Origin of the sequence: Micromonospora sp. NPDC050795 (assembly GCF_044456785.1) — a bacterium.
In the GTDB taxonomy this organism is placed as follows: Bacteria; Actinomycetota; Actinomycetes; order Mycobacteriales; family Micromonosporaceae; genus Micromonospora.
Map to the genome: position 1 here is coordinate 1 of NZ_JBITGE010000020.1, position 14,642 is coordinate 14,642.

The 14,642-nt window shown below is 72.2% G+C and carries 16 protein-coding genes and 1 riboswitch; of the genes, 5 read left to right on the forward strand and 11 right to left on the reverse strand.

Going from position 1 to position 14,642, the window contains the following annotated elements:
* Positions 1–95: 95 nt before the first annotated feature.
* Positions 96–941 carry an ATP phosphoribosyltransferase gene (gene hisG / locus ACIBEF_RS18745; RefSeq protein WP_030488425.1) on the reverse strand — a complete coding sequence of 282 codons (846 nt, stop codon included), beginning with the start codon at positions 939–941 and terminating at the stop codon, positions 96–98.
* 48 nt (positions 942–989) lie between these two features.
* A complete protein-coding gene (locus ACIBEF_RS18750) occupies positions 990–1,253 on the reverse strand; it encodes a phosphoribosyl-ATP diphosphatase (RefSeq protein ID WP_030335709.1) in 264 nt (87 codons plus the stop codon).
* Between the two features lie 133 nt (positions 1,254–1,386).
* Here ACIBEF_RS18750 and ACIBEF_RS18755 point away from each other — a divergent pair, with 133 nt between their 5' ends.
* From ACIBEF_RS18755 to ACIBEF_RS18765, 3 genes are read left to right on the forward strand one after another with little or no spacing between them, the layout of a single operon-like run.
* The gene (locus ACIBEF_RS18755; RefSeq protein ID WP_396794503.1) at positions 1,387–2,250 is read left to right on the forward strand and encodes an ABC transporter substrate-binding protein; all 864 of its coding nucleotides are present in this window, start codon (positions 1,387–1,389) and stop codon (positions 2,248–2,250) included.
* Entirely contained in the window at positions 2,247–3,092 is an 846-nt protein-coding gene (locus ACIBEF_RS18760; RefSeq protein ID WP_393221831.1) for an amino acid ABC transporter permease, read from the forward strand. The genes ACIBEF_RS18755 and ACIBEF_RS18760 overlap by 4 nt, the downstream gene beginning before the upstream one ends.
* A gap of 3 nt (positions 3,093–3,095) precedes the next feature.
* Positions 3,096–3,839 (forward strand): amino acid ABC transporter ATP-binding protein, encoded by a 744-nt coding sequence (locus tag ACIBEF_RS18765; RefSeq protein WP_357233466.1) that lies wholly within the window; start codon positions 3,096–3,098, stop codon positions 3,837–3,839.
* Positions 3,840–3,869: 30 nt separating this feature from the next.
* On the opposite strand, the gene ribH is transcribed toward ACIBEF_RS18765, so the two are convergent.
* The 7 genes from ribH to rpe form a co-directional block, all read right to left on the reverse strand.
* The gene (ribH, locus tag ACIBEF_RS18770) at positions 3,870–4,370 is read right to left on the reverse strand and encodes a 6,7-dimethyl-8-ribityllumazine synthase (RefSeq protein ID WP_030335701.1); all 501 of its coding nucleotides are present in this window, start codon (positions 4,368–4,370) and stop codon (positions 3,870–3,872) included.
* A 2-nt stretch (positions 4,371–4,372) separates the two neighbouring features.
* Positions 4,373–5,638, reverse strand: a complete 1,266-nt coding sequence (locus ACIBEF_RS18775; RefSeq protein ID WP_396794504.1) for a bifunctional 3,4-dihydroxy-2-butanone-4-phosphate synthase/GTP cyclohydrolase II — start codon at positions 5,636–5,638, stop codon at positions 4,373–4,375.
* Positions 5,635–6,324, reverse strand: a complete 690-nt coding sequence (gene pnuC / locus ACIBEF_RS18780) for a nicotinamide riboside transporter PnuC (protein ID WP_396794505.1) — start codon at positions 6,322–6,324, stop codon at positions 5,635–5,637. Before pnuC ends, ACIBEF_RS18775 begins: the two co-directional genes overlap by 4 nt.
* Complete coding sequence (locus tag ACIBEF_RS18785) at positions 6,324–6,968, reverse strand: riboflavin synthase (RefSeq protein ID WP_396794506.1); 645 nt, start codon at positions 6,966–6,968, stop codon at positions 6,324–6,326. Before ACIBEF_RS18785 ends, pnuC begins: the two co-directional genes overlap by 1 nt.
* Position 6,969: 1 nt before the next feature.
* Positions 6,970–8,031: a bifunctional diaminohydroxyphosphoribosylaminopyrimidine deaminase/5-amino-6-(5-phosphoribosylamino)uracil reductase RibD gene (gene ribD, locus ACIBEF_RS18790; RefSeq protein WP_357233913.1), complete on the reverse strand. Its 1,062-nt coding sequence runs from the start codon at positions 8,029–8,031 to the stop codon at positions 6,970–6,972.
* Between the two features lie 166 nt (positions 8,032–8,197).
* A riboswitch (FMN riboswitch) is annotated at positions 8,198–8,368 on the reverse strand.
* A 78-nt stretch (positions 8,369–8,446) separates the two neighbouring features.
* The gene (locus tag ACIBEF_RS18795) at positions 8,447–9,403 is read right to left on the reverse strand and encodes a response regulator (RefSeq protein WP_396794508.1); all 957 of its coding nucleotides are present in this window, start codon (positions 9,401–9,403) and stop codon (positions 8,447–8,449) included.
* Position 9,404: 1 nt separating this feature from the next.
* Positions 9,405–10,085 (reverse strand): ribulose-phosphate 3-epimerase, encoded by a 681-nt coding sequence (rpe, locus tag ACIBEF_RS18800; RefSeq protein WP_238671589.1) that lies wholly within the window; start codon positions 10,083–10,085, stop codon positions 9,405–9,407.
* A 254-nt stretch (positions 10,086–10,339) separates the two neighbouring features.
* On the opposite strand from rpe, the gene ACIBEF_RS18805 reads away from it, so the two are divergent.
* Together ACIBEF_RS18805 and ACIBEF_RS18810 are read left to right on the forward strand one after the other, a co-directional pair.
* Positions 10,340–11,230 (forward strand): septum formation family protein, encoded by an 891-nt coding sequence (locus ACIBEF_RS18805; RefSeq protein WP_396794509.1) that lies wholly within the window; start codon positions 10,340–10,342, stop codon positions 11,228–11,230.
* A gap of 82 nt (positions 11,231–11,312) precedes the next feature.
* Positions 11,313–12,203 (forward strand): septum formation family protein, encoded by an 891-nt coding sequence (locus ACIBEF_RS18810; protein WP_396794511.1) that lies wholly within the window; start codon positions 11,313–11,315, stop codon positions 12,201–12,203.
* Between the two features lie 79 nt (positions 12,204–12,282).
* Here ACIBEF_RS18810 and ACIBEF_RS18815 read toward each other — a convergent pair whose 3' ends face one another.
* Both ACIBEF_RS18815 and fmt read right to left on the reverse strand, forming a co-directional pair.
* Positions 12,283–13,761, reverse strand: a complete 1,479-nt coding sequence (locus ACIBEF_RS18815; RefSeq protein WP_396794588.1) for an RsmB/NOP family class I SAM-dependent RNA methyltransferase — start codon at positions 13,759–13,761, stop codon at positions 12,283–12,285.
* Positions 13,716–14,642: a methionyl-tRNA formyltransferase gene (fmt, locus tag ACIBEF_RS18820; RefSeq protein WP_396794512.1), complete on the reverse strand. Its 927-nt coding sequence runs from the start codon at positions 14,640–14,642 to the stop codon at positions 13,716–13,718. Before fmt ends, ACIBEF_RS18815 begins: the two co-directional genes overlap by 46 nt.

Genomic DNA, 14,642 nt, shown 5'->3' on the forward strand with positions numbered 1-14,642 from the left:
CCCCCGGATCATCCGAACAACAGGGGAAGGAAGTCATACCGGGCCGGGCGACCGAGGGTCCCCGGCTGGGGACGATCAAAAAGGTAACGGGGGGGTTAGAGGCGGCAGGCGTGGATGTTGGTGACGAGGATGGCGCGGGCGCCCAGTTCGTACAGCTCGTCCATGATGCGGTGCACGTCGTCGCGGAGCACCATGGCCTGCACCGCCACCCAGCCCTCGCGGTGCAGCGGCGACACGGTGGGCGACTCGATGCCCGGGGTGAGCCCACTGGCCCGGTCCAGCAGACCGGCCGGCACGTCGTAGGCGAGCATCACGTAGCGGCGGGCCACCAGCACACCGTGCAGGCGGCGCAGCAACTGCTCGGCCTGTGGTTGCGCGGGTGCGCCGGCACGCCGTACCAGCACCGCCGACGAGCGCAGCAGCGGCTCGCCGAAGACCACCAGGCCCGCCTGGCGCAGGGTCGCGCCGGTCTCCACCACGTCCGCGATCACGTCGGCGACGCCGAGGCGTACGGCGTTCTCCACCGCGCCGTCGAGGCGGATCACGTCGGCCTTGACGCCCACCTCGCCGAGGTGCCGTTCGACCAGCCCCGGGTACGCGGTGGCGATGCGGTGGCCGCCCAGCTCCTGCACGGAGGCGATGTCGTCGGGGCGGGCGGCGAAGCGGAAGGTGGCCCGGCCGAAGGCGAGGTCGACGACCTCCTCGGCCGGCGCGGCCGAGTCGATCAGCAGGTCCCGGCCGGTGATCCCGAGGTCGAGGTCACCGGAGCCGACGTAGGTGGCGATGTCCTTCGGACGCAGGTAGAAGAATTCGACGTCGTTGGCCTCGTCCCGGCAGACCAGGTCCTTGGGGTCGGTGCGCTGGCGGTAGCCCGCCTCGCGCAGCATCTGGGCGGCCGGTTCGGCCAGGGTGCCCTTGTTGGGAATGGCGACACGCAGCATGACGGAGTGCTCCTTCGATCCGGTTGGTGATCAACAGGGGTGGGGCACTCACAGATGTCGGTAGACGTCCTTGAGTTCGAGACCGCTGGCAAGCATCAGCACCTGGACCTGGTAGAGCAGCTGGGAGATCTCCTCGGCGGTGCGCTCCGGCCCCTCGTGCTCGGCGGCCATCCACGACTCGGCCGCCTCCTCGACGACCTTCTTGCCGATGAAGTGCACGCCCTTGTCCAGCGCGGCGACGGTGCCCGAGCCCGGGGTGCCGGCGGCGGCCTTGGCCTGCAGCTCGGCGAACAACTCCTCGAACGTCTTCACGGGGAACGATTCTTCCAGCCACCCCGGCGGCACCCCGCGTCCGGGTCTGCCGAAATCCAGGAAGCGGACAATTCCCTACCAACATGGTGGGACAATTGTCGATCGATGCCCATGGAGCTCTACGCTGTCCGCCATGGCCAGCCGCTCACGTCTCCTCGCGCTCACCTTCGCCGGTGCCGTCGTCGTAGCCACCGCCGGGTGCGCGCCACAGGACGAAAACCCGACCCCCACTGTCACCGCGCCGCCGTCCTGCGCCAAGGACAGCCTGCCCACGCGTACGCCGGGCAAGCTGACCATCGCCACCGACCAGCCCGCGTACGAGCCGTGGTTCGCCAAGGACAAGCCGGACAGCGGTGAGGGCTTTGAATCCGCTGTCGCGTACGCGGTGGCCGAGAAGCTCGGCTACGCCCGCGCCGACGTCACCTGGACCCGGGTCAAGTTCGACACCGCCATCGCGCCGGGGCCGAAGGACTTCGACTTCGACATCAACCAGTTCTCCATCACCGACGAACGCAAGCAGGCTGTCGACTTCTCCGCGCCGTACTACCTGGTGCGGCAGACCGTCATCGCCCTGAAGTCCTCGAAGATCGCCGGCCGGAAGTCGCTGGCCGAACTGCGGGACGCTCGGCTCGGCGCGCAGGTCGGCACCACCAGCTACCAGGCGATCACCGACGTGATCAAGCCGACCGCCAAGCCGCAGGTCTACAACAGCAACGACGATGCCAAGAAGGCCCTTCAGAACGGGCAGCTGGACGGTCTCGTGGTCGATCTTCCGACCGCCTTCTACATCACCGGCGCGGAGATCACCGACGCCGTGATCGTCGGGCAAGTGCCGCAGGTCGGTACGCCCGAGGCGTTCGGGTTGCTGCTGGACAAGAACTCCCCACTGACCTCCTGCGTGAGCGGGGCGGTCGGTCAGCTCACCACCGCGGGGACGTTGAAGGAGCTGGAACAGAAGTGGCTCGCCCAGGTGGCGGGAGCGGCAGAGCTGCGGTGACGCTTCTGGATCGGGTGCCCTCGGAGGCGCAGCTGCGGCGGTCGGCGTACCGGCGTCGGCAGACCGTCCTCAGCGTGCTCGTCGCGGCGTCCTCGACGGCGGCGCTCGGGACGCTGCTGGTGCTCGCGGTGACCGGGGCGCCGGGCTGGGACCGGGTCCGGCGCTCGTTCCTGGATCCGGAGATCGCCCGCGACGCGCTGCCGACGGTGCTGAGCGGGCTCTGGCTCAACGTACGGCTGCTGGTCTGCTGTGCGGTCGGCGCGCTGCTGCTCGGGCTGGTGCTCGCCGTGCTGCGGACGCTGCGCGGGCCGGTCTTCTTCCCGGTCCGCGCGCTGGCCGCCGGCTACACCTACACCTTCCGCGGCCTACCGCTGATCATCGTGCTGTACCTGCTCACCCTCGGTGTGCCGGGGCTGCGGTTGCAGGGCATGCCGCCGGTGCTGGTGCTGGGTGGGATCGCGTTGGTCCTCACCTACGGCGGCTACCTCGCCGAGGTGTTCCGGGCCGGCATCGAGTCGGTGCACTCCAGCCAACTCGCCGCGGCCCGCTCGTTGGGCCTGACCCACCGGCAGACGATGCGGCACGTGGTCCTGCCGCAGGCCGTCCGCCGGGTGGCGCCACCCCTGCTCAACGACGTGGTGGCGTTGCAGAAGGACGTCGGGCTGGTCTCGCTGGCCGGACCGATCGACGCGGTCCGCGCCGCGCAGATCGCCACCGCCCAGACCTTCAACTACACGCCGTACATCGTGGCGGGGGTGCTCTTCGTGCTGCTCGCGATCCCACTGATCGCCGTCACCGACTGGGTGACGCTGCGCGCTGCCCGCCGACAGTCGGGAGGCTGATCCATGGCGTTGCTGCGCTGTCGGGGCCTGCGCAAGGAGTTCGGCGGGCACGCCGTGCTCGACCAACTCGACCTGACCGTCGCCGAGCATCAGGTGGTGGCCCTGATCGGCGCGTCCGGGTCCGGCAAGTCGACCCTGCTGCGCTGCGTCAACCTGCTCGACGAACTCGACGACGGCACCATCGAGTTGGACGGGGAGGACATCTCCGATCCCCGGGTGGACCCGGACCGGGTCCGGCGGCGGATCGGCATGGTGTTCCAGGCGTACAACCTCTTTCCGCACCTGAGCGTGTTGGACAACATCACCCTCGCGCCACGTCGCGTACACGGGCGGGGCCGGGCGGAGGCCGAGGCGCAGGCCCGGGAGCTGCTCGACCGGGTGGGGCTCGCCGCGAAGGCGGACGCCTACCCGGACCGGCTCTCCGGCGGGCAGCAGCAGCGGGTGGCGATCGTCCGGGCGCTGGCCAACTCACCTCGACTGATGCTGCTCGACGAGGTCACCTCCGCGCTCGACCCGGAGCTGGTCGGCGAGGTGCTGGCGATGATCCGCGACCTGAAGGCCGACGGCATGACCATGGTGCTGGCCACCCACGAGATGGGCTTCGCCCGGGACGTCGCCGACGAGGTGTGCTTCCTCGACGCCGGCCGGGTGGTCGAGAGCGGCCCGCCCGAGCAGGTGCTCGGCGAGCCGACGCAGCCTCGTACCCGACAGTTCCTGCGCCGGATCATCGAGGCCGGCCGCCTCTGAAAAGGCGGGCCTTCAGAGGCGGCAGAGGCGTCAGCCGCCGAAGCCCACCCGTTGGGCATTGCCCGCAGCCACCGTCCGCACGGCCAGCGCCGCGTCGAGCGCCGCCACCGTGGCGGCCCAGCCCTTGTCCTCCGCCGAGCCGGGCAGACCGGCGCGGTCACGGGCCTGCTCGATGGTCTCCACCGTCAACACGCCGTGCGCCACCGGCTTGCCCTCGTCCAGCGCCACCCGGGTCAGCCCGTCGGTGACCGACCGGCAGACGTAGTCGAAGTGGGCGGTGGCCCCACGGACCACCACGCCCAGGGCGACCACCACGTCGCAGCGGCGGGCGAGGGCCTGCGCGACCACCGGCAGCTCGACCGAGCCGGCGACCCGGGCGACAACGGAACGCGCGCCGCACGCCTCGGCGGCGGCCACCGCACGCTCCAGCATGTGGTCGGTCAGCTCGCCGTGCCAGCGGGCGGCAACGACCCCGACGGTCAGCCCCGCGGCATCGACCGCCTCGACTCCCGGCTCACCGAAACCCGCCATCGTCATGCTCCGATCTCGTCGTTGGCGACCGGACGCCCCAACGGCGCCTCGGAGACCTCGTCCAACTCGTCCAGCAGGTGACCCATCCGGTCCCGCTTGGTGCGCAGGTAGCGCATGTTCTCCGGGTGCGCGCCGGCCGGCAGACCCTCGCGGCCGGTGATGGTCAACCCGTACCCCTCCAGGCCGGCCCGCTTGGCCGGGTTGTTGGTCAGCAGCCGCATCGACCGCACGCCCAGGTCGTAGAGGATCTGCGCGCCGGTGCCGTAGTCACGGGCGTCGGCCGGCAGACCCAGGTCGAGGTTGGCGTCGACGGTGTCGCGGCCCAGGTCCTGCAACTGGTACGCCTGCAGCTTGTGCAGCAACCCGATGCCGCGCCCCTCGTGCCCACGGACGTAGAGCACCACGCCCCGACCCTCCTGCCCGACCCGAGCCAGCGCGGCCTCCAGCTGCGGCCCACAGTCGCAGCGCAGCGAGCCGAACACGTCTCCGGTCAGGCACTCGGAGTGCACCCGGACCAGCACGTCCTGGCCGTCACCGAGGTCACCCAGCACCATCGCGACATGTTCGGCCGGGTCGTGCTCGGCGCGGTAACCGAGCGCCCGGAACACCCCGTGCTTCGTCGGCATCCGGGCGTCAGCGACCAGCTCGACCTGCTTCTCGGTACGCCGGCGGTAGGCGATCAGGTCGGCGATGGTGACGAGCGTGAGGCCGTGCTCGGCGGAGAACTTCTCCAGGTCCGGCAGGCGCATCATGGTGCCGTCGTCGTTGACCAGCTCGCAGAGCACGCCGGCCGGACGCAGCCCGGCCAACCGGGTCAGGTCGATCCCCGCCTCGGTGTGCCCCGGCCGGCGCAGGACCCCGCCCTCGCGAGCGCGCAGCGGCACCACGTGCCCGGGGCGGGCCAGATCGGTGGGGTCGGTCGCCCCGCCGGCGAGCAGCCGACTGGTGTGCGCCCGGTCGGCCGCCGAGATCCCGGTGCTGACCCCCTCGCGGGCGTCCACCGTCACCGTGTACGCGGTGCCGCGCCGGTCCTGGTTGGTGTGGTGCATCGGCGGCAGGTCGAGCCGGTCGGCTTCGCTCTCGGTCAGCGCCACGCAGACGTAGCCGGAGGTGTAGCGCACCATGAACGCCATCAGCTCCGGCGTGGCCAACTCGGCCGCGAAGATCAGGTCGCCCTCGTTCTCCCGGTCCGCGTCATCGACCACGACGACCGGCCGGCCGGCCGCGATGTCCGCGATTGCCTGCTCGATATCCCCAAAGCTGGTCATGCGATGGCCTCCGTGTAGACGGACGTGCGGGCGGCGGCCGGTCGGGTGGCGCGGGAGGTGCGCCACCAGGCGGCGAAGCCCCAGACGCAGAGGGCGCCGTAGATCAGGTACATGACGGCCGAGGGGTAGAACCCGCCGCGCAGCAGCAGCGGCACCCCGACCGCGTCCACAGCGATCCAGAGCAGCCAGAACTCCACCCAGCCGCGGGCCATGCCGTACGTGGCCAGCAGGCTGCCGGTGAGGATCCAGGCGTCGGGCAGCGGGCCCCACGAACCAAGGGCCTTGAGCAGCGGGTACGCCGCGGCGGTGCCGACCACGGCGGCCAGCAGCAGCATCAGCCGCTCCCGCCAGGTGGCCCAGCGCGGGACGACAGCGGCCTGCCCGGAGTCGGCGCGGCGGTTGCGCTGCCAGCGCCACCAGCCGTAGACGCTGACCGCGAAGAAGAACACCTGCCGGCCGGCCTGCCCGTACAGGTCGTGCTCCTGCGGGGTGGCGAACACCCCGCCGAGGAAGACGGTGAGCAGTAGCGCGTTGCCGACCATGCCGACCGGCCACGCCCAGACCAGCCGGCGCAACCCGAGCAACGCCGAGACCAGCCCGAACGCGTTGCCGACGATTTCCCTGGCCAGCACCGGCGACCCGGCGACGTGCACCTGGGCGTCCAGCAGCCAGCTGAGCGGGCCCATCAGGCCACCCCTCCCTGGTCCGAGGCCAGCCCGCGGGCGTCGGCGTGGGTGAGCCGGTCGCCGAGCAGCCGCTCGACGTACTTGGCCAACACGTCGACCTCCAGGTTGACCGGGTCGCCGACGCCTTTCGCGCCGAGCGTGGTCAGCTTGAGTGTGGTCGGGATCAGCCCGACGGCGAACTCGTCCGCGCCGACGGCGGCGACTGTCAACGAGACACCGTCGATGGTGATCGAGCCCTTCTCCACCACGTACCGGGACAGGGCGGCGGGCAGCCGGAACCGGACCGTCTCCCACTGCTCGGCCGGCTCCCGGGAGATCAGTTCACCGACGCCGTCGACGTGGCCCTGCACCAGGTGCCCGCCGAGCCGGCTACCGAGCGCGGCGGCCCGCTCCAGGTTGACCGGGTCGCCGGGGCGCAGCGCGCCCAGCGCGGAGCGGCGCAGCGTCTCCCCCATCACGTCGGCGGTGAAGACACCGTCGGCCACGTCCACGACGGTCAGGCAGACACCGTTGACGGCGATCGAGTCGCCGTGGCGGGCGTCGGACGTGACCAGCGGGCCGCGTACGCCCAGCAGCGCCGAATCGCCTGCCGTCGGCGCCACCCGGACGATCTCGCCCATTTCCTCAATAATGCCGGTGAACATCTCAGCCCTCCCTTTTCCGGGGCAAAGCAGTGATCCGGAGATCCGGACCGATCTGCGTAACGTCGACGAACTCCAGATCGATGGCCTCGGCGATGGTGGTCACTCCCGCGTCGACCAGAGCCGTCGGGCCGGCGCCGAGCAACCGCGGCGCGACGTACCCGACGATCTTGTCGATCAGGCCGGCCTCCAGGAACGCGCCAGCCAGCCGGGGGCCACCCTCCAGGAGCACCGCGCGGACCCCGCGCTGGTGCAGCGCCGCGAGCAGCGCCGACAGGTCGACCCGGCCGTCGGGGTCGGCGCCGACCTCGTCGGCGGTCGCGATCCAGGTGCGTGCGGCGCCGTCGCGGACCTTGGCGTCAGCCGGGGTACGCCCCGAGCTGTCCACCACCACCCGCAGCGGCTGCCGGATGGCCAGGCTGCCGTCGCGCAGGTTGCGGGCGGTCAACCGGGGGTCGTCGGCGAGCACGGTGCCCACCCCGGCGATGACCGCGTCGACCGTGCCGCGCAGCGCGTGCACGTCGATCCGGGCCGCCTCCGAGGTGATCCACATGCTGGTGCCGTCCGCCGCGGCGGAGCGACCGTCGAGCGTGGCGGCGTACTTCCAGATCACGTACGGCCAGCCTCGACGCATCGAGGTCAACCACGCGACGTTGCCGGCCTCGGCCTCCTCGCCGCGTACCCCCAGATCGACCCGGACCCCGGCGGCGCGCAACGTGGCGGCGCCCCCGGAAGCGACCGGGTTCGGGTCGGGCACGGCGATGACCACCCGGCCCACCCCGGCCTGGACGAGCGCGGAACTACAGGGGCCGGTGCGGCCGGTGTGGTCGCAGGGTTCCAGAGTGACGATCGCGGTGCCGCCCTTGGCCCGCCGCCCGGCCTGCGCCAGGGCGACGATCTCGGCGTGTGGCCCCCCGGCGTACGCGTGGAAGCCCTCGCCCACGACCTCGCCGTCGGAGTCGAGGAGCACGCACCCGACCACCGGGTTGGGGCTGGTGGTGCCGAGCCCGCGCGCTGCCAACTCGATCGCACGCCGCATCGCCTCATCAACGGAGACGCTGGCCATCGCGCTGCCCCTGCCCTCTCACTCGCCGTCCGCGCGCTGACGGTCAGGGAGGCGGTGGCCATGGGGCCACGGGCAGGCGGTGGCGGATTCCGGGAACGGCACAGCCGCCCCCGGGGGGTCGGCGCGGCACGCTGAAGCCAGCGGCCGGCTCGGACCCGTCCGTCCCGCGCGCTGTCTCCCATCCGGACTTTCTGGGCGCGGACGAACCGCCCCCAACCGTCGGCCCCGGATTCTCACCAGGTCCACCGGACGGCAGAGCCGTCCGGGTCGCGGGCTGACCACGGTCGGACCGTGGATCACCGCCGGTTCGGAATTTCACCGAGTCCCGCCAGCGCGTGGTGGGTACACGGGAAGTCTTACACGCCGATCCGCGTCCGTCGCCTCCTAGGCGAGCTACTTCACAGCGGTATCACGCTCAGGTGACGCCGCGACGCCGGTCCACCGCCACGTACGAGCCCGGTTGACTCTTGGCCACCGTCTTCATCTCCGAGGCCACCGCGATCGCTTCGAGCGGGTCGGTGAACCGCTTGCCGGCGTCGGAGAGGGACACCCCGATGGAGAGCGTGACCAGGGCCGCCCGCCGGATGTTGCCGCGTCGATCCTTCAACTCGACGAAGCCGCGCTCCCGGTCGGTCTGGTCGTAGAGCGTGTCGGCGGCGTTCTCGAAGTCGACGACCGCCCGGGACGTCAGTGGGCGTACCTGGTCCGGGGCGCAGACGATGACGAAGTCGTCGCCGCCGACGTGACCGAGGAAGGCCGGTGGCAGGCCGACGCCTACCACCGCCCGGTGCAGGCTGCGGGCCAGCGCGGAGATGAAGTCGTCGCCGCGCACGAAGCCGTACCTGTCGTTCACGCTCTTGAACCGGTCGATGTCGACGTAGCCGACGGCGTAGTCCACGCCGTTGCGGACCCGATCGCTGATCTCCCGACGGATCCGGCTGTTGCCGGGCAGCCCGGTCAGCGGGGAAACCTCCCGGAACTCCTTGTTACGGCGCAGCGTGGACGAGACCCGGGCCACCAGCTCGGCGGTGTCGAACGGCTTGACCAGGTAGTCGTCGGCGCCGGCGCTGAGCCCGTGCACCTTGTCGACGGTCATCCCCTTGGCGGTCAGCATGATCACCGGAAGGGCGGACGTCATCGGGTCGGCGCGCAACCGGCGGGTCAGCTCCAACCCGTCGATCCGGGGCATCATGAGGTCGACCACCGCCAGGTCCGGCCGTTGGCGCTCGATGACCTCCAGGGCCTCCTGGCCGTCGCTGGCGTGGATCACCTCGAAGCCGTGCAGCCGCAGGTTGAACTCGACGAACCGGGCGATGTCCTCGTCGTCGTCCACGACGAGAATGATGTCCTTGCGGTCGACCTCGGGCTCCACCTCAGGCCCCGGGCGCCGCGCGTTCCGCCAGTGCCCGCAGGTGCCGCACCGCCTCCGCCGGGTCGGCGGCCCCGTACACGGCGGTGCCGGCCACGAACGCGTCGGCGCCGGCCGCCGCCGCCTGTTCGATGGTGTCGGCGGCGATGCCGCCGTCCACCTCGATGCGCAGCTCCAGGTGCCCGGCCGACGCGTGCCGCCGGGCCGTCCGCACCTTCTCCAGGAGCTGCGGAATGAACCGCTGCCCACCGAAGCCCGCCTTGATCGTCATGATCAGCAGGGTGTCGAAGCTGGGCAGCAGGTCCAGGTAGGGCTCGATCGGGGTGTCCCGGTCGATGGCCAGGCCCGCCTTCGCGCCTGCCGAGCGCAGGTCCTTGGCGAGCGCCACCGGGTCGTCGGACGCCTCCGCGTGGAAGGTGACGTTGTACGCCCCGGCGTCGGCGTACCCGGGGGCCCACCGGCGCGGGTCCTCGATCATCAGATGCACGTCGAAGGGCATCGCCGTGACAGCCCGCAGGCTCTGCACCACGGGCAGCCCAATGGTCAGGTTCGGCACGAAATGGTTGTCCATCACGTCGACGTGCAACCAGTCTGCGGCGTCCTCGACGGCGCGGACCTCTTCGGCGAGACGGGCGAAATCGGCGGCCAGGATGCTCGGCGCGACGATCGGCGGCGGTACGGTCACGGGGCCAGTGTACGAACGTGGCCACCCGCCACCCGCATCGCGGCACCTTTGGGGACGCCCTGTGACCCAGCAGTGACCACTGGTGCAGAATTGGACGCTCCGGACCCCCGAATCCGGACGAACAGACATCAGCCACTGGCCGATCGACGGAAACGCGACGACACTCCAACCGGGACGGTGCCGTAAGCTGCACGCCCGCCGGGGTCTCGCCGCGGGGCGCGGCGACCGGCCGCCAGCTTCCGGGAGGGCGGACGATGCGACGGTGGCTTCCAGCGCTGGCGCTGGCCAGCGTCACGACGATGCTGCTGGCCGGCTGCGCGCCGGCGCGAGGCGCGGACGGTGATCTCACCGACGACTGGCCGACGCTGCGGGTTCCCAAACCGTTCACCCCCGCCACCGACACCTGCCTGCCACGGATCGCCACTGTCGTGCAGGCCAGCACGTACGAGACGGTGGACTGCGCGCGCAACCACCTGGCCGAGACCATCCACGTCGGCACCTTCGTCGGGCCCGACGCGCTGACCGAGGCCCGACCGGAACCCGGCTCGCAGGCGCTGCGCACGGCTCGCGCCGAATGCGACCAGCGGGCCCGGGAGGTACTCGGCGGCGACTGGCACACGGCCCGACTCGCGCTGTCCCTCGCCCTGCCGTCCGCGCCCGCCTGGGCCGGCGGCGCCCGCTGGTTCCGCTGCGACCTCAGCGAGACCGGCAGCATCGACAACACCCGCCCGGTCAACCGCACCGGCAGCCTGCGCGGCGCGTTGATCGGCGACACGCCCCTGACGCACCGCTGCTTCGACCCCAAGCTGATCGGCGACAACCTCAACTACATGGCGCCGGTGCTCTGCACCGAGCCGCACCGCGCCGAGTTCGTGGGCGTCTACGAGGAGCGGGACATCAGCTGGGCGGAGTTCGCCAAGTCCGCCGAGCAGGCGCACCGGCGCTGCATGGCGCTGATCGCCGAGTACGCGGCGGTACCCAACAACAGCGAGCTGCCGTACCGGGCCGGGTCCATCTACTACCCGCCGTCGCAGCGGGAGTGGGAGGAGGGCGACCGTGGGGTGCGCTGTTTCCTGTGGAGCGACGACCGCAAACTCACCCGCTCGATGCGCGACGTCGGCCCGGAGGGACTGCCCGCGATCTGAGCATCGGTGCCGTATGCTGCTGCGCCGTGGCGCAATCGACCGGCTGGGTCCGGTCGGGGGCCAGCGGCGGCGGGAGGTCGGGATGCGACGGTGGTTGGCGGCGTTCGCCGGGGGTGGGGCGCTGGCCCTGGCGCTGTCCGGGTGCGGCGCACCCGCCGGAGTCGACAGTGACCTCACCGACGACTGGCCGGCGCCTGTCGCGGCGCAGCAGTTCGTCCCCTCCGCCGATGTCTGCCACCAGAGCTCCCAGCAGGTCGGCTTCCTGACCGGCTACAACCCGACGGCGTGCACCGAGGCGCACCGGGTGGAGACCATGCACGTGGGCACCCTCACCGGTCCGGGCGCCGAGGCCGGCACGCCCCCGCAGCCCGGCTCGGCCGGCATGCGGGCCGCGCAGACCGGGTGCGACACGGCGGTCAACAAGGCGGTGGGGGCCGACTGGCGTTCCGGACGGCTCGGCCTGACCGTCGTCCTGCCGTCGCCGCAGGCCTGGTCGGGCGGTGCCCGCTGGTACCGCTGCGACGTCACCGAGATCGCCAGCATCGACGACACCGCTGTCGACCTGCGCACCGGCAGCCTCCGGGGCGCGCTGTCCGGGCCGGCCCCGCTGGCGTACCGCTGCTTCAACCCGAAGCTGGTCAAGGACGACATCGACGAGATGGTGCCGGTTTCCTGCACGGCCAAGCACCACGCCGAGTTCGTCGGGGTGTGGCAGGCGCCGGACACCAGCTACGCCGAGTTCACCCGCGGCACCAAGCGGACCCACCGGGCCTGCCAGACGATGATCGCCAAGTACGCCAAGGTCCCGGACAACTCCCAGCTCGACTTCCGCGCCGGCACGATCTACTACCAGCCGTACGAGGAAGAGTGGCGCAACGGGAACCGGGGCGTGCAGTGCTTCCTCTGGATCTCCGACCGGAACCTGACCCGCTCGATGAAGAACGCTGGCACCAAGGGCCTCCCGGTCACCTAGGCCTCCGGAGGCCCGGTCCCGCAGAGCGTGAGCCCACGCGTCCGGCCGGTCGGCTGACCGGCCGGACGCGGGGAACGGATCAGCCTCGGCGCAGGACGGCGAGGAACATCGCGTCGGTGCCGTGGCGGTGTGGCCAGAGCTGCACTGTCGGCCCGTCACCGAGACCGGGCATGCCCGCCGGCAGCAGTGGGCGGGCGTCCACGAAGTCCACCGGAACCCCACTACGGCGGGCCGCCTCGGTGACCGTCACGTGCGTCTCGACGGTGTGCGGCGAACAGGTCACATAGGCGACCAGGCCACCCGGGCGGACCGCCCGCAGCGCCGCGCCGAGCAGTTCCCGTTGCAGCCGGGTCAGCGGCGGCAGATCGGACGGCTGGCGACGCCAGCGTGACTCCGGTCGACGACGCAGCGACCCCAGGCCGGTACACGGCGCGTCGACCAGCACCCGGTCGAAGTGCTGCTCCGGCAGTTTCGGGTCGCCACCGACCTCACGGCCGTCCATGGTCAGCACGGCCACCGGCAGATCCCGGGTCGCCAGGGAGACCAGCCGAGCGCGGTGCTCGGCCACCTCCACAGCCGTCACCCGGGCACCCCGCTGCGCGGCCAGCGCGCCGAGCAACCCGGCCTTGCCACCCGGGCCGGCGCACAGGTCCAGCCACCGGCCGTCCGGGCCGTCCAGCGGCGCGTCGGCGAGCGCGGCGGCCACCAACTGGGAGCCCTCGTCCTGGACGTGGGCCCGGCCGTCGACCACCGCCGGGATGTCGCCCGGCGAACCGCCGGGAAGATAGACGGCGTACGGCGAGAACGCACCGGGCGCACCGCCGACCTGGTCGGCCAGCTCGACCGGGTCGATCAGGCCGGGCCGGGCCGCCAGGTGCACCGGAGGGCGCTCATTGTCCTCGATCAGGAGGCGCTCCGTCTCACCCAGATCGCCACCGAGCGCCTCGGAGAAGGCCCGCACGATCCACTGCGGGTGGCTGTACGCCAACGCGAGGTGCCCGACCGGGTCGGTCTCCATCGGCGGCGCGAGCTTCGCCACCCAGGCGTCCGCGTCACGGGTGGACACCTCGCGCAGCACCGCGTTGGCGAAACCGGTGGCGCCCGGTGCGACCGAACGGACCAGGTCCACGGTCGACGAGACCGCGGCGTGCGGCGGCACCCGGGTGTGCAGGAGCTGGTACGCCCCGAGCCGCAGCGCGTCGCGTACCGGCGGGTCGATCCGGGCCACGTCCCGGCCGGCCGCGTCGGTCAGGATCGCGTCCAACGTGCCCAGGTGGCGCAGGGTGCCGTAGGTCAGCTCGGTGGCGAAGGCCGCGTCCCGACCGAACAGCCCGTCCTCCCGCAGGATGATGGGCAGCACCAGGTTGGCGAACGCGTCGTCCCGATGCACCGCCGCCACCGCCTCGTAGGCGGCCCGGCGCGGTCGGTCCATCGGTGGCCGGACCGGCCGGCGGTCCCCGCCACGGCCGGTCGACGGGCCGGAGCGCGTCGGTCGGGTTCCCTCCGGTGCCGTCACGCGAAGTCCTCTCCAGTGCCGACCCGGACGCCGCGCGCCCAGTCGGTCGCGTTCATCGCCCGCTTGCCCGCGGCGCGGACCTCGCCGAGACGTACCGGCACAGTCGCCGTGCCGGCCAGCACCCGGGACTTCTCCACCAGCAACTCCCCCGGCTTGAGCTCGGGGCCGTCGGGCACCGGGACGACCGGGCCGAGCTTCACCCGCTCGTCGCGGAACGTCGTCCAGCCACCCGGCGCGGGCGTGCAGGCCCGGATCCGCCGGTCCACGGCGAAGGCCGGGTCGCTCCAGCGCACCCGCGCGTCGTCCACTGTCAGCTTCGGCGCCAGCGACACCCCGTCGGCCGGCTGCGGCTCGGCGCGGGCGGTGCCGTCCTCGATCGCGTCGAGCACCGCCACCAGCAGCCCGGCGCCGGAGTCGGCGAGCCTTCCCAGCAGGTCGCCGGAGGTGTCGGTGGCGCGGATCTCGTCGGTCAGCGTGCCGTAGACCGGGCCGGTGTCCAGGCCCGCCTCCAACTGGAAGACGCTGGCCCCGGTCAGCTCGTCACCGTGCAGCACGGCGTGCTGCACGGGCGCGGCGCCACGCCAGGCGGGCAGCAGGGAGAAGTGCAGGTTGATCCAGCCGTGCCGGGGGATCTCCAGGGCCGCCGGCGGCACCAGCGCGCCGTAGGCGACCACCGGCACGCAGTCCGGCTCCAGCTCGCGCAGCCGGTCGAGGAACTCCGGGTCGCGGGGACGGGCCGGGGTGAGCACCTCGACGCCGTGCTCGTCGGCCCACGCGCCGACCGGTGAGCGGGACAGGCCCCGTCCACGCCCGGCGGGCGCGTCGGGCCGGGTGACAACGGCCACCAGCTCGTGTCGGGAGGCGGCGACGGCGGCCAGGGCGGGAACGGCGACGGCCGGCGTACCGGCGAAGATCACGCGCAT

Excerpts from the sequence above, each read along its gene's own strand:
- ribH (WP_030335701.1), bottom strand. The coding sequence starts at position 4,370 with ATGGCGGGTTTCGGTGAGCCGGGAGTCGAGGCGGTCGATGCCGCGGGG.
- ACIBEF_RS18805 (WP_396794509.1), top strand. The coding sequence starts at position 10,340 with ATGCGACGGTGGCTTCCAGCGCTGGCGCTGGCCAGCGTCACGACGATG.
- ribD (WP_357233913.1), bottom strand. The coding sequence starts at position 8,031 with ATGGCCAGCGTCTCCGTTGATGAGGCGATGCGGCGTGCGATCGAGTTG.
- ACIBEF_RS18785 (WP_396794506.1), bottom strand. The coding sequence starts at position 6,968 with ATGTTCACCGGCATTATTGAGGAAATGGGCGAGATCGTCCGGGTGGCG.
- ACIBEF_RS18810 (WP_396794511.1), top strand. The coding sequence starts at position 11,313 with ATGCGACGGTGGTTGGCGGCGTTCGCCGGGGGTGGGGCGCTGGCCCTG.
- hisG (WP_030488425.1), bottom strand. The coding sequence starts at position 941 with ATGCTGCGTGTCGCCATTCCCAACAAGGGCACCCTGGCCGAACCGGCC.
- ACIBEF_RS18755 (WP_396794503.1), top strand. The coding sequence starts at position 1,387 with ATGGCCAGCCGCTCACGTCTCCTCGCGCTCACCTTCGCCGGTGCCGTC.
- fmt (WP_396794512.1), bottom strand. The coding sequence starts at position 14,642 with ATGCGCGTGATCTTCGCCGGTACGCCGGCCGTCGCCGTTCCCGCCCTG.
- ACIBEF_RS18775 (WP_396794504.1), bottom strand. The coding sequence starts at position 5,638 with ATGACCAGCTTTGGGGATATCGAGCAGGCAATCGCGGACATCGCGGCC.
- ACIBEF_RS18765 (WP_357233466.1), top strand. The coding sequence starts at position 3,096 with ATGGCGTTGCTGCGCTGTCGGGGCCTGCGCAAGGAGTTCGGCGGGCAC.
- pnuC (WP_396794505.1), bottom strand. The coding sequence starts at position 6,324 with ATGGGCCCGCTCAGCTGGCTGCTGGACGCCCAGGTGCACGTCGCCGGG.